22 protein-coding genes and 1 pseudogene are annotated in these 24875 nt (G+C 41.6%); 6 read left to right on the top strand and 17 right to left on the bottom strand.

Annotated features, from left to right (window positions below):
* Positions 1-259: 259 nt before the first annotated feature.
* Both AC5JM2_RS23980 and AC5JM2_RS23975 read right to left on the bottom strand, forming a co-directional pair.
* On the bottom strand, positions 260-2476 hold the full coding sequence (locus tag AC5JM2_RS23980) for a protein kinase domain-containing protein (RefSeq protein WP_495837326.1): 2217 nt from the start codon (positions 2474-2476) through the stop codon (positions 260-262).
* 80 nt (positions 2477-2556) lie between these two features.
* Entirely contained in the window at positions 2557-4266 is a 1710-nt protein-coding gene (locus AC5JM2_RS23975; RefSeq protein WP_495837325.1) for a protein kinase domain-containing protein, read from the bottom strand.
* A 208-nt stretch (positions 4267-4474) separates the two neighbouring features.
* Here AC5JM2_RS23975 and AC5JM2_RS23970 point away from each other — a divergent pair, with 208 nt between their 5' ends.
* Complete coding sequence (locus AC5JM2_RS23970; RefSeq protein ID WP_495837342.1) at positions 4475-5983, top strand: phenylacetate--CoA ligase family protein; 1509 nt, start codon at positions 4475-4477, stop codon at positions 5981-5983.
* Between the two features lie 11 nt (positions 5984-5994).
* Here the strand turns inward: AC5JM2_RS23970 and AC5JM2_RS23965 are convergent.
* The 6 genes and pseudogenes from AC5JM2_RS23965 to AC5JM2_RS23940 form a co-directional block, all read right to left on the bottom strand.
* Positions 5995-6258 (bottom strand): annotated as a pseudogene (locus AC5JM2_RS23965) (Rpn family recombination-promoting nuclease/putative transposase); the annotation flags it as partial.
* Positions 6259-6298: 40 nt separating this feature from the next.
* A complete protein-coding gene (locus AC5JM2_RS23960; protein ID WP_495837324.1) occupies positions 6299-7117 on the bottom strand; it encodes an Rpn family recombination-promoting nuclease/putative transposase in 819 nt (272 codons plus the stop codon).
* 180 nt (positions 7118-7297) lie between these two features.
* Positions 7298-7936 carry a Uma2 family endonuclease gene (locus AC5JM2_RS23955; RefSeq protein WP_495837323.1) on the bottom strand — a complete coding sequence of 213 codons (639 nt, stop codon included), beginning with the start codon at positions 7934-7936 and terminating at the stop codon, positions 7298-7300.
* Positions 7927-8082, bottom strand: a complete 156-nt coding sequence (locus AC5JM2_RS23950) for a hypothetical protein (protein ID WP_495837322.1) — start codon at positions 8080-8082, stop codon at positions 7927-7929. Before AC5JM2_RS23950 ends, AC5JM2_RS23955 begins: the two co-directional genes overlap by 10 nt.
* A 4-nt stretch (positions 8083-8086) precedes the next feature.
* Positions 8087-8263, bottom strand: a complete 177-nt coding sequence (locus AC5JM2_RS23945) for a hypothetical protein (RefSeq protein ID WP_495837321.1) — start codon at positions 8261-8263, stop codon at positions 8087-8089.
* Between the two features lie 153 nt (positions 8264-8416).
* Complete coding sequence (locus tag AC5JM2_RS23940) at positions 8417-9289, bottom strand: fasciclin domain-containing protein (RefSeq protein ID WP_495837320.1); 873 nt, start codon at positions 9287-9289, stop codon at positions 8417-8419.
* 469 nt (positions 9290-9758) lie between these two features.
* Here AC5JM2_RS23940 and AC5JM2_RS23935 point away from each other — a divergent pair, with 469 nt between their 5' ends.
* Both AC5JM2_RS23935 and AC5JM2_RS23930 read left to right on the top strand, forming a co-directional pair.
* The gene (locus AC5JM2_RS23935; RefSeq protein ID WP_495837319.1) at positions 9759-10556 is read left to right on the top strand and encodes a glutathione S-transferase family protein; all 798 of its coding nucleotides are present in this window, start codon (positions 9759-9761) and stop codon (positions 10554-10556) included.
* 245 nt (positions 10557-10801) lie between these two features.
* Positions 10802-12532, top strand: a complete 1731-nt coding sequence (locus tag AC5JM2_RS23930) for a helicase HerA domain-containing protein (protein WP_495837318.1) — start codon at positions 10802-10804, stop codon at positions 12530-12532.
* Between the two features lie 388 nt (positions 12533-12920).
* Here AC5JM2_RS23930 and AC5JM2_RS23925 read toward each other — a convergent pair whose 3' ends face one another.
* Both AC5JM2_RS23925 and AC5JM2_RS23920 read right to left on the bottom strand, forming a co-directional pair.
* A complete protein-coding gene (locus AC5JM2_RS23925) occupies positions 12921-13841 on the bottom strand; it encodes a TonB-dependent siderophore receptor (RefSeq protein WP_495837341.1) in 921 nt (306 codons plus the stop codon).
* A gap of 128 nt (positions 13842-13969) precedes the next feature.
* Complete coding sequence (locus tag AC5JM2_RS23920) at positions 13970-15784, bottom strand: TonB-dependent receptor plug domain-containing protein (RefSeq protein ID WP_495837317.1); 1815 nt, start codon at positions 15782-15784, stop codon at positions 13970-13972.
* Between the two features lie 334 nt (positions 15785-16118).
* Between AC5JM2_RS23920 and AC5JM2_RS23915 the strand changes: the two genes are divergently transcribed.
* The 3 genes from AC5JM2_RS23915 to AC5JM2_RS23905 all read left to right on the top strand — a co-directional run bounded on the left by AC5JM2_RS23915 (position 16119) and on the right by AC5JM2_RS23905 (position 18625).
* Positions 16119-16295, top strand: coding sequence for a hypothetical protein (locus AC5JM2_RS23915; protein WP_495837316.1), 177 nt, complete (start codon positions 16119-16121; stop codon positions 16293-16295).
* A gap of 783 nt (positions 16296-17078) precedes the next feature.
* Positions 17079-18062 carry an RNA polymerase sigma factor, RpoD/SigA family gene (locus AC5JM2_RS23910; RefSeq protein ID WP_495837315.1) on the top strand — a complete coding sequence of 328 codons (984 nt, stop codon included), beginning with the start codon at positions 17079-17081 and terminating at the stop codon, positions 18060-18062.
* Positions 18063-18346: 284 nt separating this feature from the next.
* Entirely contained in the window at positions 18347-18625 is a 279-nt protein-coding gene (locus tag AC5JM2_RS23905) for a glutaredoxin family protein (RefSeq protein WP_495837314.1), read from the top strand.
* Positions 18626-19093: 468 nt separating this feature from the next.
* Here AC5JM2_RS23905 and AC5JM2_RS23900 read toward each other — a convergent pair whose 3' ends face one another.
* The 7 genes from AC5JM2_RS23900 to AC5JM2_RS23870 all read right to left on the bottom strand — a co-directional run bounded on the left by AC5JM2_RS23900 (position 19094) and on the right by AC5JM2_RS23870 (position 24773).
* Entirely contained in the window at positions 19094-19321 is a 228-nt protein-coding gene (locus AC5JM2_RS23900; protein ID WP_495837313.1) for an MbtH family protein, read from the bottom strand.
* An 11-nt stretch (positions 19322-19332) separates the two neighbouring features.
* A complete protein-coding gene (locus AC5JM2_RS23895) occupies positions 19333-19626 on the bottom strand; it encodes a hypothetical protein (RefSeq protein ID WP_495837312.1) in 294 nt (97 codons plus the stop codon).
* Positions 19627-19686: 60 nt separating this feature from the next.
* A complete protein-coding gene (locus AC5JM2_RS23890; protein ID WP_495837311.1) occupies positions 19687-20196 on the bottom strand; it encodes a GNAT family N-acetyltransferase in 510 nt (169 codons plus the stop codon).
* A 107-nt stretch (positions 20197-20303) separates the two neighbouring features.
* Positions 20304-21779, bottom strand: a complete 1476-nt coding sequence (locus tag AC5JM2_RS23885) for an aspartate aminotransferase family protein (protein ID WP_495837310.1) — start codon at positions 21777-21779, stop codon at positions 20304-20306.
* Positions 21780-21930: 151 nt separating this feature from the next.
* On the bottom strand, positions 21931-22698 hold the full coding sequence (locus AC5JM2_RS23880) for a class I SAM-dependent DNA methyltransferase (protein WP_495837309.1): 768 nt from the start codon (positions 22696-22698) through the stop codon (positions 21931-21933).
* A 190-nt stretch (positions 22699-22888) separates the two neighbouring features.
* The gene (locus tag AC5JM2_RS23875; protein WP_495837308.1) at positions 22889-23818 is read right to left on the bottom strand and encodes a cupin-like domain-containing protein; all 930 of its coding nucleotides are present in this window, start codon (positions 23816-23818) and stop codon (positions 22889-22891) included.
* Positions 23819-23900: 82 nt separating this feature from the next.
* Positions 23901-24773, bottom strand: a complete 873-nt coding sequence (locus AC5JM2_RS23870) for a TauD/TfdA dioxygenase family protein (protein WP_495837307.1) — start codon at positions 24771-24773, stop codon at positions 23901-23903.
* Positions 24774-24875 lie beyond the last annotated feature (102 nt).

The raw sequence follows: 24875 nt of genomic DNA, 5'->3' as shown, positions 1-24875 counted from the left end.
TTCCTTTAGAGGATGTTTAAGAAGTATCAAATATTTTAGTTGATCCCCCCTGCTTCCCTTAAAAAGGGGGGTAAAAGTCCTCCTTTTTTAAGTATTGTTTTGTAGGGTGGGCACTGTTAAGCGTGCGCGAAAACGCTTATTTTTCTGTTGTGTGCAGTGCCCACTCTATGTACCGCTTCGATCCCTTAAAAAGCTTACTCAGTTCCCTCCTTAAAAAGGAGGGCTAGGGAGGATCAATCCTTAACAGCAACCGTATTGGTTATGGTGTTGTCGGAGTCAGTGTTGGTGTCGGTGTGAGTGTGGGTGTGGATATTGGTGTGGGTGTGGATGTTGGTGTTGGTGAGGATGTTGGTGTTGGTGTTGGTGTAGCCGTGGGTGTCGGTGTCTCTGTAGGCGTAGGTGTCGGTGTTTCTGTAGGCGTGGGTGAGAATGTCGGTGTCGGTGTCGGTGTAACGGTTTCTATAGGAGTTGGGGTAGGCGATGGAGGTGGAGCAGGATTTTCTGCTGTAATTGTAAGTGTATAATCTGATGTATTTGACCCCGTCGCAACAATCACATATTCATAAAATCCACTTTCTGGAAGTTTAACGGATAAACTACGTTGTGTTGAATCTTCCAAAAATCGCGATTTTCCACTGGGGGAATATACGGAAAACAAAATTTTAGAATTCGCATTGAGCCTGACTCTCATCAATTGCTCTTCGTTAAGTCCGGCGATAAAAACTTTACCTTCTCCTGGTTTAAGAGTACCACTGACTCTGCTACTAATAGCTCCTTTGTCAAAGACTATTTTCTTGAAAGCACTGCCAGAAAGGATTGCATTGAGTTTATCGCTGACAAAACCTTGCCAGACTTGTCCAATCGGCTGATCAATAAAATTCTTGCCGCGCTGTTGTGGAAATTGGCGATAAAATGCTGCATCTGCTAAATCATATAAAGAACGACTACCAACGTTGATTTGGTTGACTTCGACTTTTGCGCGATCGCGTTCTGCTTGTCCAAAACTACCCAATTTTTGACGTGCATTTGAACTCAAAACGGTGAGTTTTTCTAGCACTTCTTCTGCTAAACTGTCCCATTGTGCCCGCAATTGTTCATCTTCCGGCTGATCACTCAAAGTACGGTTACGTAGAGTTGGATTTTTCTCCCAAAAGATTTGATTAACTAAGTTAGTAAAAAATTTATTGTCGATATTGAGTTGTTGACGGCGTTGATCTAATTTTTCCTTACGCTGTTGTTCTTGTAAGGAAAGTTTTGGATCGTTAGGCGACAGGGACGAAGAATCAAATAACTGATTTGCTCCCCACACACCCACACTCACAGCAGTAGCCAAAACCACGACTATGGCAATGATTTTACCAGGTGTCCACCAGTTGACGGTAGGAGTAGCGGAAGGCGGGTTTGTGTAAAATGACGATTCCTGTCGAGTGGGAGGAGTGGGAGTTGGGGATACAGCTAGAGTTTGTTGTGTTTGTGGCGGTGGTGAAATTGGAACAGGTTGCTGTGGAGAAGGATAGCTGACAGGTGATAAGTTTAGTGCTTGCAGAACTTGATAAGCCCTTTGATAGCGTTCTTTTGGTTTTGGCGATAGCATTTTATCCAACACCATCCCGAAAGTCTGGCTGAGGTTAACTTCTCGTCGCCATTGCCAGCTTAGGGTATATTCATCTATTAATTCTTGGGGTTGTTTACCTGTCAGCAAAACGAGTACTGTTGCGGCTAAAGCATACAAATCACTATGAGGCTCTACTAACCCAGTTTGCATCTGTTCTGGGGGTGAGTATCCTATCTTACCCAATAGTGTTGGGAGTCCGCGAGAAACTGCACCAGGTTGATAATATTGCGAGACGACTGTTGCAGCGACTTGTTTAACTCCACCAAAATCGATTAATACTGGGAGTTGGTCACTATTGCGTAAAATTAAGTTGTCAGGAGAGATATCGCGGTGAATCACTCCTAGTGAGTGGATGTATTGCAAAACAGGCAGAATTTGCTGCATGAGCAAACTGACTTCCGCTTCTGTAAATCGTAAATTTTCCTGCTTCTTTGCATCAAACAAAGAGCCGTAAGTTTGCCCTTCTACAAAGTCTTGCACCAGAAATAGGTATTCCTTACCACCTAAGTTAATGCGCAAAAGTTCCCGGAAGCGGGGAATTTGCGGGTGTTGCAGCTTGTAGAGAACGCTGGCTTCTCGCTGAAACAGTTCTTCAGCTTTTTGTAAAACGTATGGTGTTTGAACTTGAGGGGAGAATTCCTTTAAAACACAAGGTTCGCGAAAGCGGTTAAGATCCTCAGCCAAATAAGTACGTCCAAAACCTCCCTGTCCCAATTGACGCACAATAAAGTAGCGATCGCCCAAAGTTTGCCCATTTTGAATACTTTGACTCACTGGGTTATCCAAACTTTCGCCGCAGTGTAAACAAAAGCGACTACCAGTTGGATTTTCGTGTCCTTTAGAGCAATAAACAGAATTCATAGTTATTAGTCATTAGTCATTAGTCATTAGTCATTAGTCAGGTACTTTTGACTTTTAACTTTTGACTTTTGACTTTTACGTTAATTTGCAGATTCTACTTTACTCACTTGGTCAGCAGCAAGTGCATACCATATTTGACCAAGTGTCTGTTTATCAAGTTTCTCATTATTGCGTCGCTCTCCCGGAAACAATCGGTCAAATTTTTTGTTTGTGTCTTTGTTGAGTTGGTCAATGGTATAGTTACCCAGTTGTCCTGCTTGTGCTTGTTGTCTCCAATTATCGTAATCTCGCGCACTGTAGCTTCCCAGTTTCCGACGCGCTGATCTGCTGAGATTCGCTTGATCTAATTGATTTAACACATCTTGTGCGATCGCAAACCATTCGTTTCGTAAAGCAGTATCTTCTGAGTTCCCCGTGAGAGTACGTCCTTTTGCATCAGGATTTTTAGTATAAAATTTTCTATCTACCATTTTTGTAAAAAAGACTTCTGGTATTTCTAGCTCCTGACGGCGACGGATAATTTGGTTCCCGCGATTTTCTTGGTTGCTAGTAGTTGGTTTTTCCGGAGGATTTGAACCTTTTGAACCTTTTGGAATTGTAGGTAATGATATTGTTGGTAGAGAAATAGATGTTACAGCGTGAAAAACTGCATTGACAACTGCCCAAGTCCCTGCTAGTGTCAAAACAATCACACTTGTGGTGATCAGACTGACAGCAAAAGGACGAAGCCAAACAGGCAGAGGTAACGCCTGAGCAGCCATTTGAGTTTTGTTACGGAACTTACCAACAAGAGTTTTGACACGTTTGCCGCCAGGAGCAACAATCATCGTCTTCAGCTTAGTCATTTGAGTATTTATAGGTTTGGTAGCGCCCTTGTAAAACTGTAAATCTTTGAGAACATCGTCAGCTTTTTGGTAGCGTTCACTTGGTTTATAAGACACCATTTTTTTCAAAACAGCTTCTATTTTGGGGCTGACTTTTATTTGTTCTCCCCAACGCCAATTCCCTTGATAAGAATCATACAGTTTTTGTGGTTCTTGACCAGTTAATAACACAAGCGCTGTCACAGCTAAAGAGTACAAATCGCTACTGGGAAATGCTTTTCCCTGACGTAATTGCTCCTCTGGTGCGTAGCCCTTCTTACCCAAGATAGTCCGAATTCCACCGAGTTGCGTAAACCAAAAACCCTTAGAAGCTGGTAATTGCTTCACTCCACCAAAGTCAATCAGCACGGGTAATTGATCACTATGCCGCAAAATGATATTATCCGGAGAAAGATCACGGTGAACAACATTCACAGAGTGAATGTAAGACAGAATAGGCAACATTTGTTGCAGCAGTTTGACAACTTCCTGCTCACTAAAGGTTTGTCCCTGATCTGTGCGGCTTTCTAGCAAATCCCAGTAGTTGTCACCCTCTACATAGTCTTGCACCAAAAAGAAAAAATCTTTGTTGCTCAACTGCACTTGTAGCGAGGCGTGGAAACGTGGAATTTGTGGGTGGTGTAGATTTTTGAGTACACTCGCTTCTCGTTCAAACAGTTCTTTCGCTTTTTCTAAATCCTGTTCTTCAACTTGGGGTGCAAACTCCTTCAGCACGCACTTTTGTTGAGATTCTTTTAAATCTTCAGCCAAATAAGTGCGTCCAAAGCCACCCTGTCCCAAATGACGTACAATTCGATAGCGGTTATCGACAACTTGCCCTACCGCCAGAGGTAACGGCTCCCCGCACTGAGTGCAAAAGCGGTTAGTCTCATTGTTTACGTGTTGTTTGCTGCAATAAACATCCATGATGCTGAAGGATGAATAGAAGGTTTTTATAAGTTGCTACAAGACAGAAAGCCACAATTACGCATACTCTCTCTATATATTTTGCACTCCTTTGCTCACGAGAATGAGAAAGAATGCAACAAAGGTTAAAATACTGACATTAGGCAGCAGTGGTCTGAGTTTTACTTGGTGGGATGAACAATCGAAAATTTTTACACAAATTAACGCCATGAATTCGCAAGCACAACGCCAGCGGGCAATTAAAGCCTTTACAGATTTCTTACAGACTCCCTTAGACACACTCCTACAACAGCATATAAATACTGATACTTCAGCAGCGGCTTTGGCGTTATTTCATGATATGGCTGCTAGTGTACCTGCTTACAAAAATTTTTTAGCAAATCATGCGGTTAATCCAGATGAATACCAAACCTTAGAAGATTTCCAAAGATTACCGCAACTCGTAAAAGAAAATTACCTGCAACGTTATCCTCTATCTGAATTATGCCGCAACGGACAGCTAGAAACATGCGACATGATAGCTGTTTCTTCTGGTTCCACAGGAAAACCGACATTTTGGCCTCGTTTTTTTGCAGATGAAATGCAAATTGCTACCCGTTTTGAGCAGGTATTTCATGATAGTTTTCATGCAGATACTAGACGAACTCTAGCTGTGATTTGTTTCACTTTAGGAAGCTGGGTTGGCGGAATGTACACAACCAATTGCTGCCGCTATCTTGCCAGCAAAGGTTATCCTATTACTTTGGTAACTCCTGGTAATAATAAAGAAGAAATATTTCGAGTTCTTCAAGAACTCGGTTCGGCTTTTGAGCAAGTTGTCTTATTAGGATATCCACCATTTCTTAAAGATATTATTGATACTGGAATTGCCCGTGGAATTGAATGGCAGCGATATCAGATAAAATTGGTGATGGCGGGAGAAGTATTCAGCGAGGAATGGCGGAGTTTAGTTGCGCAAAGAGTTGGTTCCCAACATTGCTGCTACGACTCAGTCTCGCTTTATGGAACAGCAGATGCAGGTGTATTGGGTAACGAAACACCTTTGAGTATTTGCATTCGTCGTTTCTTAGCACAAAATCCAGAAGCAGCGCGTGCCTTGTTTGGAGAATCTCGTTTACCCACACTGGTACAATATGATCCCATAAGCCGCTTTTTTGAAGTTATAAACGGCACGTTAATATTTTCTGGAAATAATGGCATTCCCCTAGTGCGTTACAACATCTTGGATACTGGAGGGATAATCAGTTATGATGCCATGCTCCAGTTTTTAGCAAAATGGGGCTTTAATCCAGTAGCGGAAATACAACAGATGGGTGGAAGAGGCGTTCGTGCGCTACCATTTGTGTATATTTTCGGACGCTCTAATTTTACAGTTTCTTACTTTGGAGCGAATATTTATCCAGAAAATGTGACGGTGGGATTAGAGCAACCTGTTATTAGAGAATGGGTGACAGGTAAATTCGTGTTGCAAGTGCAAGAAGATGCGGACAAGAACCGGTTTTTATCGGTAGTTGTGGAGTTAGCACCGAGAATGGAGGAAAGTGAAGAGAAAAAAGAGGCGATCGCATCTTCCATTCTCACCCAACTCCAGCGCCTCAATAGCGAATTTGCTAACTACGTTCCTCCAGAATACCAAATGCCGCGAGTTGCACTAGCTCCCACAGGCGATCCAGAATATTTCCCCGTTGGAGTGAAGCATCGCTATACCCGTAAGTAGGAGAGAGTGTTCTATTCGCCGCTTTGTTCTTGGTTTGGTTTAGCTTTAGCAGCAACCAACCTAACTAACTCAACATCCAACTTTAACGCATCAGCTATTTGTTCTACAGTTGCACCTAAACTCAACATAAAAGGAATGGCTTCCAATTTGCCCTCTAGTTTTCCTTCTGCTTTACCCTCTTGCTTACCTTCTTGCTTAGCTTCTTGATAAACTTTAGTTTGCTTCAACTCGCTTAATCCCAACATTTGCTCTATCTCCTCCCGACTTTTCAAAGGGAATTTATAGACATAAAAGTCCCTATCGACTCAACTTGTTCTATTCGCCGCTTTGTTCCTGGTTAGGATTAGCTTTAGCAGCAACCAACCCAACTAACTTAACATCCAACCCTAACGCCTCTGCTATTTGTTCTACAGTTGCACCTAAACTCAACATAAAAGGAATGGCTTCCAATTTGCCTTCTAGTTTTCCTTCTGCTTTACCTTCTTGCTTACCTTCTTGATAAACTTTAGTTTGCTTCAACTCGCTTAATCCCAACATTTGCTCTATCTCCTCCCGACTTTTCAAAGGGAATTTATAGACAATAATCGTTTCTATCAATTCGAGAAATTCCCGTTGGGTAATTTCATCAGCTATTTGTTGTTTAGCAAGGTTAATTAACTCCCTGGCTTTGGTAGCTGCGCCTGACTGTGGCTCTATAACCAGTTTAACTGTACCAATACCAATCGACTGTTCTGCTGCGGAGTCTAATTCATCAAGATAGATGCGGCTGACTCGCCCAGATGTGAGTAATTCAATATAGCGTTCTGTTTCTCCCACATCAATACTGCGGCTTGGATAAACCACAGCCCCGCGCCAGTTGTTGGTAAGTTCGCTTCTATCCAGGTAAAGAAAGATTTCCGTAAAAAGGCGAGAGTAGAATTTTTTATCGGGTTGAAATTGAACTTCGACGAAGTAGATGGGGGATGATGGATTGCTTTTGGGGAGAAATACGCCATCGATGCGGAAAGCGAGTTGTTTGACTTCGACGGATGAGAATTGGTAGGTGTCGGCGGTTTCAGGAGGTTGGTTGATGAGTTCAAAAAAGATGCTAGGGAAGCTTTGGAATAGGCGGTAGAATATGGTGTCTGTTTTCACACTAATTGATGCTGCGTTGGTGGCGTAAGTTTTGATTTTACTTGATTTCTTGTTCCCAGACTCCGGCTGGGAATGAATACTGTGAGGCAGAGCACAGAGCCTCTTGATGGGCGTTGCCATACTCAGCATGGGGACGAGAGAAAGTCTACGATTGACTCCCGTCCTAAATTAAAGCCAAAATTAAATATTATCCCGCACCCAATTTCTAAAAGCTTGAATTGCTTGGCTGCTACCAACAACTTGACTCTGCTGGACGTATTGATTTACTAACTCAATTATCGGAATATCTGGAAATGTAGAACTAAAATTCGACTCTACATACTTTCCATTTTGCAAGACATTAATTTGTAACCCTTGTTTTCCATATCGCCAAAGTTCTGGCACTCCCAAAATTTGGTAATTGTCCAACTGCGTGCGGGAAGTCAAATCAATTTCTATGGCTAAATCTGGTGGTGGATCTACACTTAAATTTATGCGATTTTTACCAAGAATTGCAGCTTGATTTTGAATGTAAAAACAGGCATCTGGTTCTACTCCCTGAGTCATTTTTTCACTTCTTAAGGTTGTTGAACCTAAAGCATCGTAATTGATACTTCGTTCATTCAATAAAATTTTTACCAGATCGCCAATAATTTCTTTGGCTTTTTCATGTTCGGGCAAAGGAACCATAATTTCTAAAAATCCATGACTATAGGAAAGTCTGGCAGCACGATTTTCTCCCAATTCCGCCAAAATTTTTTCAAATTGCTGCCAGCTAACGTCCTCAAGTAGCAGTTGCTGTCCCGGTTTAATCCTCAATTGTCTGAACTCTAATAGCATAAATATTCATCCAACTCTTTTACTACAATATATCGACCTCGCAACACACTAATCGCCGCATTCATCCCCTGCAGACTCATCTCAAACATCGGTACAAAACGGGGAATTTCCCCAGCAGTCGTTTGTCGCCAGCATTCACTCGGCATCGGGTTAAGCCAAGCGAAATAACGCACCGACTGCTGTAATTCCTACAATCCACGTCTTTGTATTATCAACCCGTTCTTGGTCAAAATTCCCCCGTGCTGCCCCTACATCGCTAACAATTAATACCGCTGCCCGTTCTCTAATTTCCTCCAATACTTCACAAACAAGCTTGGCATCAAGCATTGCAGGATGGCGATACAAGTATTCGTCCGGATAATCATGAAAATAACAGGTTTACCAATACGAAAAAACCCGTCCAAATAATCATTAAAACGGGTTTTTTGTCAAATATTATTTCAACCTAGTTTTGTCACACAATGCACCTGTGCCAACAACTTACAAGTCAGGAGGTAAAATCACGTTATCAATAACATGAATAACGCCGTTACTAGCTTTGATGTCAGGCTGAACCACCTTGGCATCATTGACTGTTACACCAGTTTTTGGATCTACTTTGACGTTAATCGCACCACCCTCACTACTTTTGACCTCACCAGATTTCAAATCCTTGGACGTTACCGAACCTTGCACCACATGATATTGCAAAATCTTCCTCAGGACTTCTTTATTTTCTGGCTTGAATAAATCTTGTACAGCGTCTTGTGGCAATTTGGCAAATGCTGCATCAGTGGGTGCGAAGACTGTGAAAGGACCTTTGCCTTGCAAGATTTCTGCTAATCCAGCTGCTTTCAAACCCTTGGTTAGCATTGTAAGGGAGCCATTGGACTGTGCAACTGCTACGATATTTTTACTTTGTGTACCCGCTCCTGGCTCCTTAGGAGGCGTCGTGGGTGTAGCTGGTGGTGTTGTGGGTATCTCACCTCCAGGTGTTGTGGGTGTCCCTCCAGGGGGAGTTACGGGAGGTGTAGAAGTGTCAGATCCACCAGGACAAGCAGCGCGGTTGTAAGGACACTCCTGCAAAATACTCGGCCTAGGGTTTAATCCTCTCGGTTTCTGTGCTACCGTTGTGTTTTTAGCTGGTGAAGTTTTTTCGGACTTTGTTGCTGCTGTTCCAGCCTCACTAAATTGAGTATACTCAGCGTTTACTAAAAGACGTTGCTCGCTGTGATACGACGCTTCCTTGAAAATACCAGGGTTAGAATTTAATACTTCGTTTGCTCCAGTAGGTAGACCAGTAAGAAGACTGATGCCCGTCACTCCTATTATACCAGCCAACTTGGTCAGCAAATTGCTGTTTTCAACCTTCATAAATTTTGTTTGGCTTTCATTTCCACACATTACCATAATGATTTATATCATCTTGCCACACAGAAAATCTAACTAAAGAAGCAAGATTTGTAAGCAGAAATAAATTATATATTAGTCTGAAATTGTTGAACAATTTGCCTCATAATGAGTATAATTGGCTGTCTGTATAAAGGAAGAAGGAAGCTAAGGACGATAGAATTACCTTCGCATGTTTCGGAAAAAGGAATAATATCACATAGTTGCATTATGCCAGCTTATGGAAGGCGTAACAGATGGACTTTTGTAGAGAAAAATCCAGATGAGCAGAATTTCACCGCAGAGTTCTGTCAAAAAAACTGAGAATGCAAAAGAACCCTACAAAGAAATCCATTTTTATTCAATTTTTCAGGCATAAATCGTGAATATAAATTATCCGAACCAAAATAAACTTGTAAAATTTATTAAGTGAACCACGTACAGGAAACAAAAAATGCTGGAATTATATCAGTTTGAACTATCTCAATACTCAGAGAAAGTGCGTCTTATCCTTGATTATAAAGGGCTGGAGTACCGTAAAATCGAGGTGACACCAGGAGTAGGACAGGTAGAACTATATCGGCTGACTGGTCAACGACAAGTACCGGTATTGAAAGATGGTAGCAGATATATAGCAGATTCAACAGAGATAGCTAAGTATTTAGACTCACAATATCCAGCACGCCCATTGATACCTACTGATCCAAAAAAGCGGGGTTTATGTTTAATGATGGAAGAATGGGCGGATGAATCAATTGGCATCAAAGGTCGCAAAGCACTGTTTTCTGCCATTAGTCAAAACCAGAATTTCCGCAAGTCCTTACTACCTAGGGCGACACCAGATGTCCTCAAAAGTTTGGTAGAAGGAGTTCCTAACGATCTATTGAAAGTTTTGGGTTTTGGCGTAGGTTACAGTCCAGATGCAATACGCAGTGCGATCGCCGACTTAAAACAAGATTTGGAAGCGCTGACATTGTTGTTAGCAGATAGTCCCTATTTAGTAGGAGATGAACCAACTTTAGCCGACTTTGCTGTTGCTGGTTTATCGATATTGTTGAAGTTTCCTAATGCTGTTTATTTGAATTTGCCAGAAACCATCATAGGGAAGGGAGTCCCCGAATTAGCTGATAACCTACTTTATCAACCGTTCTTTACTTGGCGCGATCGCCTTTACGCCCAATATCGTAGACCGCTTCTAACTTATGCCACAACAGGAGGTGGAAGTTCGCCTACTTCAATTAACATTGACTAATTAGTCATTAATCATGAGTCATTAATCATTTGTTTTCAATAAATGACAAAGGACAAAAGTTACATCACCAATTTTGTCTTCTACAATTACAATGCAACAGTAAACAGTGAACAGTAAACAGTGAACAGTGAACAAAGGGACATGACACTGATAAGTGTTTATATCCAACGGAACACGACATTGGTAACTGATAACTGATAACTAGTAACTGATAAGAGCAAGCTCATCACTGTGTGATTAATGAAATGAATTTGGGACAGCCATTAGGTTCAGTTATACAAGGCTCTCTCACTGGAGGATTAGAAGTTAGATTGCACCCCGACGTTTCAGTAGAAGATATGCGCGTTGGTAAGTTTTTAGTTGTCCAAGGGGTGCGATCGCGTTTTTTCTGTATGCTCACAGATGTAGCATTGGGAATTGCTAACCAAAGAATTATTGCGAATCCTCCGAGTTGGGAAGACACTTTTTTACGAGAGATTTTAGCAGGAGGCGGGACATATGGTACCATCAACCTTGCACCGATGTTGATGTTTACCCCCGAATCTGAAGAATCTTTTTCTGCAACAAACGGCAAATCTGCAAATCCCTTTGTTCCATCAGCGACAGGTTTGGCATCATTCCAGCCTCAAACCAGTACAACAATGGAACTCCTGCCAGTCAAAACGATTCCCACCCACTTTAGCCAAGTTTATGAAGCTTCGGAAGAAGATTTTCGCCGGGTATTTGGTTGGGAAGACGATCCTCAAAGGAAAAACTTTTCCATTGGAAAACCATTGGACATGGATGTTCCAGTTTGCCTGGATTTAAATCGGTTTGTGGAAAGAAGCAACGGTGTTTTTGGCAAATCAGGAACTGGTAAATCCTTTTTGACACGTTTACTTTTAGCTGGGACAATCCGCAAAAATGCGGCGGTTAATTTGATTTTTGATATGCACTCAGAGTATGGCTGGGAAGCCGTTTCTGAAGGCAAGCAAATGAGTACTGTCAAAGGCTTAAAACAGCTATTTCCCAGTTCAGTTGAAGTTTACACTCTTGACCCAGAATCTACTAAGCGTCGAGGCGTTCCTCATGCTCAAGAACTTTATTTAAGTTACGATCAAATTGAAGTCGAAGATATAAAATTATGCAGTCGTGATTTAGGACTTTCAGAAGCGAGTTTAGATAACGCCAATATTTTATGTGCTGAATTTGGGAAGTCTTGGATTCTTCAACTAATAAATATGACCAATGAGGAAATTAAGACTTTCTGCGAAGAGAAGCGAGGACACCAAGGTTCGATTACAGCACTACAGCGCAAACTCCTGCGATTAGAAAATTTAAAGTATATGCGTGCAGCTTGTCCGCAAAATTATGTCAATCAAATGTTGCGTTCCCTAGAAGCTGGTAAGAATATTGTTGTGGAGTTTGGCTCCCAGTCAAATATGCTCTCTTATATGTTGGTGACTAATATGATTACCCGACGGATTCACCAACATTATGTCACCAAAGCAGAAAAGTTTTTACAAACCAAAAATCCCAACGATAGACCAACGCAACTGATGATTACAATTGAGGAGGCGCACCGTTTCCTCGACCCTGCAACGGTACAAAGCACTATTTTTGGGACGATCGCCCGCGAAATGCGGAAATACTTCGTAACGCTTCTTGTGGTTGATCAACGTCCATCGGGCATAGATAATGAAGTCATGTCCCAGATTGGTACTCGGATCACCGCTTTGCTGAATGATGAGAAAGATATTGAGGCGATTTTTACTGGGGTGTCTGGTGGAGGTGCCTTGCGGTCTGTGTTGGCAAAGTTAGATTCTAAACAACAAGCCTTAATTTTAGGTCACGCTGTTCCGATGCCTGTGGTTGTGCGGACTCGTCCTTACGATACCATATTTTATGAAGAAATTGGTGAGACTGCTTGGGAGGAAAAGCCAGATGAAGAAGTGTTTGCGGCTGCTGAACTAGCTAAAGCAGATCTTGGCTTTTAAGGATTTGAGATTTGAGATTGAGATTTGATAATTGGTAGAGTCAGATCTTGCACCCTCCGGGTTCGCCCTTCGGGGAGAACCTCCGGTTCCGCTGCGCTAACGCAGTCGCCTACGGAGGGAGACCCTCCTGCAGCGCTGTCTCACCAGTCGCTCATGGGGGAAACCAACGCCAGATCCCTACGGAGGGAAACCCTCCTGCAGGACTGGCTCCCCAAGACCGCGCTGGCTCACCATTCTCAACAAACGTAGGGTGGGCACTGCCTAGCAACATTAAAATCAGGGTTTGCGGTTTCGATGGGCAGTGCCCAACGCCAGATGCCTAGGTCGGGAAAGCCGTCGTCATTCGCACTGGCTCCCCTACAAAAATGCTTAATTGACAATTAATTGGTCAAAACTCCCAAGAAATCGTTCCTTGAACTGTAAACGGCGCAGCAGGATTGGCTGTCCCCAAAAATGTGCCCTCGAAATATCTGACACTAAATAAATTCTTGAAGTTAACAGATGCTCTCAAGCGATCCTTTTTGTAGAAAAGTGCCGCATCAGTCCGTACAAAACCAGGTATAGTGTAAGAGTTATCCAGATCTCCATAAGCTTTGCTGTTTGCAAAAATGCCTCCACCAAAACCAAAACCTTCTAACGGACCTCTTTGAAAGGTATAGGTTGTCCACAATGAACTAGTATGTTGCGGTGTATTAGCTAGAGCATTTCCGACTGGATATGTATTGTCTTCAGTGATTTCTGCATCCGTATAAGCGTAGGAACCAATCACTTTCCAACCAGGTAAGATTTCTCCAGCAATATCGAACTCAATCCCACGAGCGTGTTGTTCGCCGATTTGAATTGAAAAGCTACCGGTGAGATCGCTGGGATCGGCAGTTGCGACATTGGTTTTGGTAACTGTGTAGAAGGCTAAAGTAGAAGAAAGGCGACCATTTAAAAAGTCTCCTTTGATGCCGACTTCGTATCCAGTTCCTCTTTCAGGCTCAAAAGCATCACCGTTTTTAGCGATACCACTCACAGGATTAAACGAGCGACTATAGTTGGCAAACAGTGAAATTTCTTTTGTCGGTTGGTAAACGACTCCTACACGGGGTGAAAACGCATCGCTATCTGTCTTTGTAGTGGAGGCATTCAGGAAATCTTGTGTTTCACTATTATAAGTATCAAACCTGCCACCAACAAGGAGTTTGAGATTATCAAAAACAGCAATCTGATCTTGAAGATAAATTCCAAAAGAGTCGATATTCGTTGTATTATCCTGAGTCTGTCGATATGAACCAAAAGAAAAGTTGTAGACAGGATTAAAAATATTAAGTAGCTCAACCTAAAAAAACTTAAGATAGAAATTCTGCGATTGCTGAGTCCCAAGGGGACACGCTGCGCGAACGCTCCACTGCGTTTCACTCGCAATGACATTTTACATTTAATTAAGTTGAGCTACTTAATCGACTGATTGAGTCCTCTCGCGCCCACAACACGCTGATATATTTTACCAACTTCCACACCGAACAAAAGTGTATGCTTGACTGAGCCAGTATTGAATTTACCAGTTAAGTCATTCTGTAGAAAATAAGTTTCATAATACTGATTATAGGAAGTATTTAAAAGATTGAGAGTTCCGTCGTTACTGGCTCCAAAAAGTCCCTGAAGGGTAAAACGATTAGCTGTTTCTGATGCGGTTGTTACACGAAAAGCACTGCGCAGCGATAAATTCTGATTAAAGTCATGATTCAAAGTCAGGTCGGTTTTTGATTCATCTACAACGACTTGATTTCTCGGATCGCTGAGATAGCGGCTAATCGGAATATCTGCAATCTTATCGCCAATTTTCGGTAGCCCATCATCATAAGAATTTTCCGTATGGAGATATTCACCTTCCAAAGTCAGGTTTGTGTTCTCACCAATTTTCCAGCTAAGTACAGGAGCGATAAAAAATCTTTCTTTGTTAACAAAGTCGCGGAAACTTCCAGAATTTTCGTAGGCAATGTTGAGACGATAACCCAATTTTCCGTCCTCCGTTACAGGACCTGAAAAATCTAGTGTGGGGCGATAAAAACTATAGCTGCCTGCGGTAAAACTTAAATTGTAATAGGGATCGGCTAATGGCTTCTTGGTCACTAAGTTGATGATACCCGAAGGTTCTAAGCGTCCAAACAACACCGAGGCTGGTCCTTTGAGAACTTCTATTCGCTCGATATTGGCGTTGTCTCGAAAGGCGCGAGAAGAGTAGTAATCGTCAAGGAAACCATTTTTGTAAATGTTGGCAAAGAATCCCCGAATTGTGTAATATTCTCCACGATCGCCACTAGTGCCTGCGAGTGACACACCACTGACATTACGGACTGCTTCGGTCAGATTAACTGCACCTTGATCTTGAATTACGGTTGCGGGGATGACTTGAATCGATTGGGGAATGTCGCGTAAAGGAGTATCGGTTTTGGTTGCAGTTGATGCATCGGATGAATTGTATCCATCTTGCTGTCCTGTCACCACCAATTCAATTGGTTCATCACCATTCGCTCTTGGTTGAGTTTGTTGTGTTTGGTTCGCTGGTTGCTGTGTAGGTGATGGTTGTGTTTGAGGTTGCTGCCGCTGTTGTGCCAAAGATGCAGTACTGGCTACACTGAAGATCAAACCTTCTTTTGGACTGTCAAACAACTCTACAATTGGTGGAGCTGTTTCACCTATCACCGTCACCCGGATAGTATTGGCGTCAAGGTTTGTTACGGTTATCTCAGTAATACCCGCTATTGATTTTTGTGAGCGGAATGAGAACGGTCTGTTACCAGGTGCACGCAGTTGAGCATTTGGAATGTCAACGATGAAGGTATTACTATTTACCTGAGTACGATTCTCCAGTTGCAAGGTAGCAGCTTTTGACGTTTGCAAAACTAGTTCCAAACCTTTGGAGGTGGGATTTGCCTTCACGAAGCTGACTTGCACGACTAGTGATTGAGGTCTTGCTTGTGGAGTTTGAGTTGTTTGTGGGGTTGGTGACTGCACCAACATTCTGGCGCTACGAAGTGGACGCTCTATCTCACTGACTCGCCGAATCTCTGTTATCGGTTTTACGGATCTGGAATTAGTTACTCTAGCTGCTTGTTGAGTTGAGTTTCCAGGAGTTCTATTATTAGATGCTGTACTCTTGTCAAGTGCAATTGCTGATTTTTTCTGAGCTAATGCAGGAGTTGTAAACATAGTTAATATTGCGCCTGTAACGAATAAACTCAGATAACGGTGCTTATATTTCATTTTTTTTTGATTTTGTCACGTCATGCTCATTTTTTGTTGTTGACCGCTGTATAGGATAGGTAGTATTGAAAAAAATTCCTATTAAAAAAGCAATCAGATTCAAACGACAAGAAATAAAAATTTACATACATATGCCATTCGACTCGCTGCCCTCAGATAAACTAGCGAGAGTCTAAACGGTGCTCGCGTCTGGAACAATAATTATTTGGATATTTTCATCTAAGTAGGTCGGTGTTGAAAATTGTCGTTATGACAAGGCAGGAGGCAGAGGGCAGAAGGCAGAAGAGAAGAGCTTTTTGGGCAACTTTACTTTCCGTTACATACTTTGGTTTTTTTGCGCCGTTCTACTTATAGCAAGAAAGATGTTACTATAGTAGATAGTTCCTTCCTACAGATTCTCGGGGGCGTAGTTTTGCGACAGTGGGAAGGTTTTGGGCAAGGGCTGCTCAAGCAAGTGGATGACTTGTTTGCCACTGGTTATGTGATGCTATCAACGCTCAGTAAAATGTAAAAGCGTATCTTCCAAGGAGATATTGAGGCTGAAGTATCATCGCGTGTGGCCGTTGTATGCTCTGATTGAAGACTACTTTGCCTCAGGTCAGAAGTGCTATCTGGGTTTATTAAAGAGAGTTGCAACTGGCTGGAAATTCATGAACCACAAACCTACGTGGCTTTTGAGGTTGATCTCAAACCAGAAGCCTATTTTTCAACTATTTCGTCCTTAGTGGAAAAAGTAATAGCTGTAATTTTGGGTTAACACAAAAATATATCAACTACCAATTCCCAATATCCGATTCCTGATTTCTAGATTTCGTGACATCCCTCCATCAGGAGAATTGATTCTGTTCGGTTATCCGGCTATAGATGGAGGACTGATCATGGGATCTTAGAGTCACTATATATGTAGTAAGTTAGGAAAAAAAATCAGCTTTTTTGTGTAACAAGATAAATTTGGATTACAATAGAAAGATTTAACAGAACTACTTTACTCTTGGGATGATTTGTCGTATCATAGATAAAGTAGAAGTCATACCGAGTTCGTATAATTAGGGTCGTCCTAGCGACATAAGGATTAAAAGAATTATTGAAAATAAGCCAGCATGCTCATAAGCGATTTCAAAATTTAGGGAAGGTAGGGAAACCAATCCAAGAGAGTGATCGTCTAAGTAGATTCTGTAGAAATCAATTTTCACCTGATCGTTTCCCTGGTTGCGTAATACGTGTACTAACTTTCCCAATCCGCCTTAGTTATTGAGTATTAATTTTTGTTTACGGAGTAGAGGAAAACGCACCAATGCCCACTGTAGAAACCCAAACCGAAAACCTTAACGCCAAATTCACGGCTGATATGGTGCGAACCTATCTGCGCGAGATTGGTCGTGTACCACTGCTAACCCGTGAGCAAGAGATTGTCTTTGGGAAGCAGGTGCAACAAATGATGACACTCGTGGATGCTAAGGAGGCTTTGGCGAAGAAATTAAGCCGCGAACCTAGCTTAGAAGAGTGGGCTGCTCATGTTCGTAAATCTGAGACAGATGTCAAACAGACTGTACATCAAGGCAAGCGAGCAAAGCAGAAGATGATAGAAGCAAACTTGCGCTTGGTTGTAGCGATCGCCAAAAAGTACCAGAAGCGAAACATGGAGTTTCTGGATCTTATCCAAGAAGGAACACTAGGATTAGAGCGGGGTGTAGAGAAATTTGACCCAACACGCGGCTATAAATTCTCAACATACGCTTACTGGTGGATTCGCCAAGCGATTACTCGTGCGATCGCCCAACAAGGTCGTACCATTCGCTTACCTATCCATATCACCGAGAAGCTAAACAAAATTAAGAAAGTCCAGCGCGAACTTGCTCAGAAGTTGGGAAGATCACCAACTCCTGCTGAAATTGGCAAAGAACTAGAATTAGAACCAGCTCAGATCCGTGAGTATCTGAACATGGCGCGTCAACCAGTTTCTTTGGATGTCAAGGTTGGTGATAACCAAGATACCGAACTGCAAGAAATGCTCGAAGATGAAGGACCATCACCAGAGTATTACATGACGCAGGACTTCTTACGCCAAGACTTAAATAACATGCTGTCAGAACTCACTCCCCAACAGCGAGAAGTTTTAGCCTTGCGCTTTGGTTTATTGGATGGTAACGAAATGTCTTTGGCAAAAGTTGGCGAACGCTTGAACCTTAGCCGCGAACGTGTTCGTCAGTTAGAACATCAAGCGCTTGCTCATCTGCGTCGCCGTCGTGCCAACGTTAAAGAGTACATTGCTAGTTAAACTCAAGACGTAGCATTGCTACGTTACAAGGTGATGATGCGCCCCCTCAATTTAGGGGGCGATTTTTTGTTCACATAACAGGGAATAGGGAACAGGGAATTTGGAGTTTAGACCAGTTTTGCTTATTAAACCGCCAAACCCATATCCAGACAGACTTTTAAGATCGTATCAGTTGCTGCCCGTAATAAAGTTGTAGAACTTCTGGTTCTTCCACTTATAAGTCCCCCTATGCCCAGAGAAAATATTAGAGATGCAGTTAAACAAGTGTATTTTGGTTGAAGCAAATGCGAATTATTTTATATAGCAAGCCCGGTTGTCATTTGTGTGAGGGTTTGCAGGAAAAACTAGAACAGATACAAAACCTCAAGTTTGAGCTAGAAATCCGGGATATTACGACTCGTGAAGATTGGTTTCAAGCTTACCAATACGAGGTGCCAGTGCTTTTTTTAGCAAATCTCAGAAGTACAGAAGGTACACAGGAGAACAAAGACTTACACTTGCCTCGTCCTTCTCCTAGGGCAACAGTACAACAATTGCAGAATATGCTTCAGAAGTATTTCTAACTAAGGTGTAAGCGAATATACTATACCCTAAACCGCTCTTTGTCGTTTCAATTTCTTCTTACCCAAAGGGCAACATGGTGTTATTTTTACATTAAAAAGCGCTTGATAATTTTTTCAATCAAGCGCTTTTTTGTATAATTGTATACCAATCCACTTTTTTGTGCAACATTTGAAACTCGCAACACTCTGCTGGTGAGACAAATTGCGAATATAACTTGTGGCAAACATATGGTGAAATGGTATCACTCCTTGCATTAATAAAGATTAAACTCATACTATGAAACGCGAAATTAGATGAGTGACAGTTTATCAACTGACCCTAGTGGATGAGTTGTTAGTTTATCAATGCTGATCACAGGTGAGCATGGGGGCAAGGAAGCTCAAGTCAGGAGCTACTCTAAAGAATACACACGCGCTGAATTCTGGCTCCTGACTTATGACTACTTCTTTGGTCTAACTTAAATTGTGCTACTGCTGAGTGTGAGCAGCTTCCTCCATCTTCTTGCGGAGACTGAGCGGTCTCATGTCAGTCCAAACTTCTTTGATGTAATCTAAACATTCTTGTTTGGAGCCAGTTTTTCCAGCATCTTTCCAACCAAGTGCGTTCTCTCGGTCGGCGGGCCAAATTGAATACTGTTCTTCGTGATTGACTACAACTTTGTAAATCGTCGTATCTTCTTTGTCGTCTTGATACATATTTATCTCCGTTAATTTTGGTAAACTGGAATCTCGAACAAAAGTCTATTTTTACAGAACTCTTGCCATTCGGGTGTGATAATGTCAAAAATGATATTTTCGTCTTTGAAAATTCCATCTGTGACGACATAGTTTTCTTGCAGATAAAGAAAGTCATCATCGGTTAGTTCTCTATTGATTTCGACTTCCTTACCATCGACTTGTTGCTTTTCTTTTCTGGTATTTTCTGAATGCTCAGTCCACTGATTGAACTGACGTAATTTTTTGAGAGAGTAAGCTTTGCAGTATTTTCCCATTGTTGCCATAGTTTTACTTCCTTAATCCAGTTAATAAGCATTAGTACATTTACTCATGCGAAGTATGGGCTAAACATCCTTGACGTAGGAAATCCAAGTGTAGAGCTTATAAAAGCCAACGGATTCATAAAGCTGCAAAGCACCATTCGGGTTATAAAAATCGACTGACAGCTTTGCCATATCCATACCAGCAGCTTGCAGGTGACGCATTCCGCAAAGCAACATTGCACGTCCCAGCCCTATCCGGCGAAAACCACGTCTTGTACCGAGTTCGTCAATCCAGCCTTCGTTGTGTCCAGTGCGAATATTACTCTCTGGGTTAATTATGCACTTGCAACAGGCTGCAAAAGTGCCATCAGGAGCGATCGCCACCAGATCCAAATCGGGTCTGTATGTAGGGTGACTCCGCAGGTATTTGTAATGTTTGACCGTTAAGGGATGGTGATTCCAGGCATCGATAAAAGACTGGTTGTGCATTTCTACCCATGCTTCGGCATCCTGTTCAGGTTTAACTTGGCGGATAGTGAAATTTCCTGGGAACTGCGGTTCGGGGATGGATTCTTTAAGCGATCGCCTCATTGTCAGCAAGTAACGCTCAGACTTGAAACCACTACTTTGTTTTCATCCCTCATGGAACTTGCGTTGAATAAGCGTTTTACAGAAAACAAAAACACGGGTTTTAACGATTAAGGACTACTAGGCAAAAAACCTCCGTCTTGCAGTTCCCTTACACTATCCTTAATAGCTTGAATAATGAAATCAAGATCTTCATCTGTATGGGCTGTGGATAGTGCATGTAATGATGAACGCAGGTAAACTCCTTTATCGAGAAGGTGATGATATAGTAATAAATTTATCAGCCGCATATTCTCTAAAGCATCCGAACTAACTGAAGAGGCTGAATTTTCAAAACGAACAGAGTTAAATATTGAACCAAAATTCGCTAGTCTGATGGGTACTTGATCAGCTTCAAAGTAAGTATTCAGCGTTTTGATAAACTGCGATGTGCGTTGATTCAACTGTTCCTGAAGAGCAGGTCCTTCAGTCTTAAGACGCTTAAGTACAGCTCGTGCAGCAGCCATCGCTAGCGGATGCTTACAGAAGGTGCCAGAAAAAAATGTCATTTCTGTCTCTGGCTGAGGATAAGATAGATCCCCATAGTTCCACATACCACCGTCGATTCTATCCATGTAGGTAGCTTTACCAGCAATAATACCAATTGGCATGCCGCCACCGACAATCTTTCCATAGGTAGCTATATCGGCTTCAACACCAAACCAAGCCTGTGCGCCACCTAGATGAACCCGGAAACCTGTAATTATCTCATCAAATATTAAAAGTATCCCTGATTCTGTTGTCAATTGCCTCAGTTGCTGGAGAAACTCTTTAGGCTGTAAGTCTGGTCGAGAACTCTGTACAGGTTCAACGATAACAGCTGCTAATTCTTGCTTATGCGCTTTTATAATTTCAAGCGACTGAGGATTCACATAGTCAAGAACTAAAACATCAAGAGCAACATTTGGTGGTACTCCTGGATAACCTGGTACCGAACGCGAGTTATCTGCTTTAATGAGAGTGCCATCAGAATGCCCATGATAAGAGTCTGAAAACCGAATAATCTTATAGCGACCTGTTGCTGCTCGTGCCAAGCGTATTGCTGTCATTACAGCTTCTGTGCCTGTATTACTAAAGGTTACTCGCTCCATTCCCGTTAGTTCACTGAATAACTCAGCAACCTCACCAGCAAGATCTGATTGTGGTCCGAAGTGTATGCCTTGTTCAAGTCGCTGTTCCAGTGCTTCCTTTATAAAGGGAGGGTTGTGACCAAAGAGATTTACTCCAAACCCCATTACTATATCTATATATTCATTGCCATCGATATCCCAAAGTCTAGAACCCAGAGCGTGCTTACCAATAACGGGATAAACCATCTCTTTTATCAGAGGGTAAAAACCTTCTGAACCTCTTGGATCAGCCAGAACCGGACGATAGGCTTGCATGAGGTGTTTTGATGTTTTTGTGCGCTCGGTGTAGCGTGCAATTAAAGTTTCTAAATGTTTCTGTTGACGGGAATTCAGACCTTCTGTTGATTTCTGTTCGGGAGATTGTATTGAATTAATCTGCGGTTTAGCTTCTTGTAAGTTCGATTCTTTGGTTTTCATAAAATTTATGTTTATTGACTTGGTGGAAAGGATGGCTATTCACAGAATGAATGAATTTTACTACCTCTTTCGCTATACCCCACTCTACGTTGTACTTTGTCAATATAGCCACTAAAATTACCTAATTTTCAGGTAATATTGTAGTGAGTTTTCAGTTTAGTTTACGACAAACAAAGCACACCATATCAGCCTCTGTATCTAAGGCTAAATCAAGCTTGACATCATAGACATTAACTTCTTTAAACCCCACTTTTTCTAAAGCTGACTGGACTTCAGCCTTAGAATAAGCAATAACTGGCCAAGTAGTGTCTAGACGTTTCCAGCAATCTTTTTCTATTAAATGAAATATCGTTAGGTAAATTTGACCTTCTCTACTTTCTGGGTGATAAATGTTTTTCATTGCCCAAGCATATTCGTCCTTAATATTACCTAATATACGACCGTTCCAACTTGGACGATTATGTGCGTCTTCTAGACGTAAGTCGAATACAAATATACCGTTGCTATGAAGTGCGTTGTATACATTGTGGAAAGTACCTGTTAATTCTGACAAATTCAGAATGTGATTTAAACCCAAACCCATTGAATAAACTGCATGGAAAGTAGGCGGCAATTCAAAGAAGCGTACATCACCAAGAATCAATTTACAGTTAGGTGCGTTCTTACGAGCATATTCCAACATTGTCTGGGAGCGATCAATTCCAGTCACCTGATAACCTTTATTTAGCAGCCATTGTGACAGTTGCCCTGTCCCACAACAAAGGTCGAGGATATTCGCTCCCTCAGGAACGTAAGGTAATAGTAATTTTTCCAAGGTTGGCAAGGCTAATTCGTTGTAACCTGGTCCCAAGGATTCGTTGTATATTCGGGCAAATGGCTCATCAAATTTTTCATAGCTAGTTGCTGAAGACGAAGACATAAAAGGTTTCTCCTTGCTTTACGTATTGCTTTGCAAGCCTATCATTGCCAACGCAATGAAAAATGATTGATTCAGAATTATGACGAAAAACGAGGTTTCGTTGGGTCGCAACAAGTAAATTATGGTTTGAAAAGACGTAAAAACCGGGTTTCTTAGTCTCGCGTTTTATTATTGAATCGGTGTTTTAGTCTTAGACCAAACCAACAGCCAATAAAGCTCTGCCTAGTAACGGAAATTTCACAATTAGCGGAAAAAGATGACCTTTTATTCGATTCCGCTCTAAAAAACCTTGATGAACTAATTCATAACTCCATTCATTCATCGTGTTGATAGCCAAGCCGATTGTGTTTTCGAGGTTTTTTAGATGATGCCACCAATCCGGCGGTATGTAGAGCATTTCTCCTTGGTTTAGTATGCATTCCACTGGTTTGGCATTGGCGTAGAGTGGAAACTTTTGTAAGTCCGGGTTAAAGCAGTCAACTTCACCTTCGTACAAATATTTTTCTTGGTCTGGTGACAACAATACAACTTGCTTCTGCCCAGAAATGACTGCAACCCATGCGGTATCATGACGGTAATCACAGTGAAGACCTACCGATGTATTTTTCTGACCTATCTGGATGTCATAGGTATCGTTGATATGTTTTCTAAAAAGCTCTAATGGTATTTTTCTATACCAATCCTTGAAATATATTGGATCTTCGCAATCTTCCCAAAGCTCCGGGTGATCACCAACATGGAATTCCGATAGGTAGAGCAATTTGTCACAAGTACCGCTAGTTATGACATCTATGTAGTCAGCAATACTCATTGACATGTAACTTCGACCCCACATCTTTGTTTCAGCCTTGTAATCCAGTACAAGGAACTTGCTTGAGCCGTAGTGTGACTTGAAGAAATCCATATTCCACTTCGTCAAAGCTTTCCAGTTTTTCATCGCATCAGTAATGATGACAGGCTTTCCAACAGACGCGTACTCTCGAACAAACTCCTCATACGAGAGGTTACTGCGACGTTCAACAGAATCAACTGGCGTCCATATCAACTTAGATTTTTTATTGTACCGTTGAGATTTGGAATCACTAGTTTGAGAATAGCTAGTTGCTGAAGACGAAGACATGAAAGGTTTCTCCTTGCTTAATAACTCATGACAAATGACAGTCTACTCGCGTTAATCTGCAAGTTAAATGTGAAACAGCTTATTAAAACTTAAGGTTACTTAAGGTAGTGAAAACTTGGCGTCGGTTATCGTTAAATGCTCTACGACCGTGTAGAAATCTTGAATTATCCATCATCACCAGATCACCTGCTTCCCACAGTATCTCCTCCGTTAACTTGTCGAAGATTGTCTGAATTTCGTCAGCGACTTCATCAGAAGCTCTTGAAGCATCTCCAAAAGTCGCTGATTCTGTCTTTTTATGATATACCCAAAAGCTATTTGCGAATGCATTTTGATGACTATAATTGGTTTTTATCACAGCTGAGCAAGTATATTCTACAGAAACAGTTTTATCCTCATTAAACTGATAATTTACACAATCAATACTGTCCAAGATTTGCTTGATATCATCTATGGTTTTAGAATTTGATCCAGTAAAAGCCTTCAAGATCTCAACCGGAACATTATTATGACAAAACTTTAGTTTCTTGGAAATAAATAACTGTTTCGTCTTTTCACTTAGTTCCTCCCACACTCGAACACCATCCCAGAATAAAGTTTCGCCTCCTTGTTCGGCTGGTACAGTACAGCAAAACCAAATAACATCGGGTCGAAAGGGGAAACAAGCATGTTCGCTATGAGGGACACACATATCCATTCCGTTATCAACAAAGTTAACAAACTTGTCGTAATCAATGTCTGTTTTCATAGGGTCTATGATGTGTCTGCCACTAAATTGTTCGGAAAAATCTTTCATTTGCTTGGGAGTTACTCCAAAACCTCGAAAAAGAATAACTCCAGATGACTTGAATAGCTCCATAGTCTCTGCTACGGAGAGGTCAAGAATATTTTGGCAATCACTACTATATAGTATTTTTCCTGTACTAGTACCTAGAGCTTTGATTTTACTGTTCATAGGATGAATCTCTCTGATTGTTTTGGATCTATCTGTTCCTTTTATCAAGAAATATTCCTGAGCAAATACAATTAAAAAACTATTAAATAAAAACTGAAAATT

It is taken from the genome of Brasilonema angustatum (assembly GCF_059505445.1).
The sequence above is the reverse complement of the archived record's forward strand: the minus strand, read 5'-3'. Positions and strand labels throughout refer to the sequence as shown.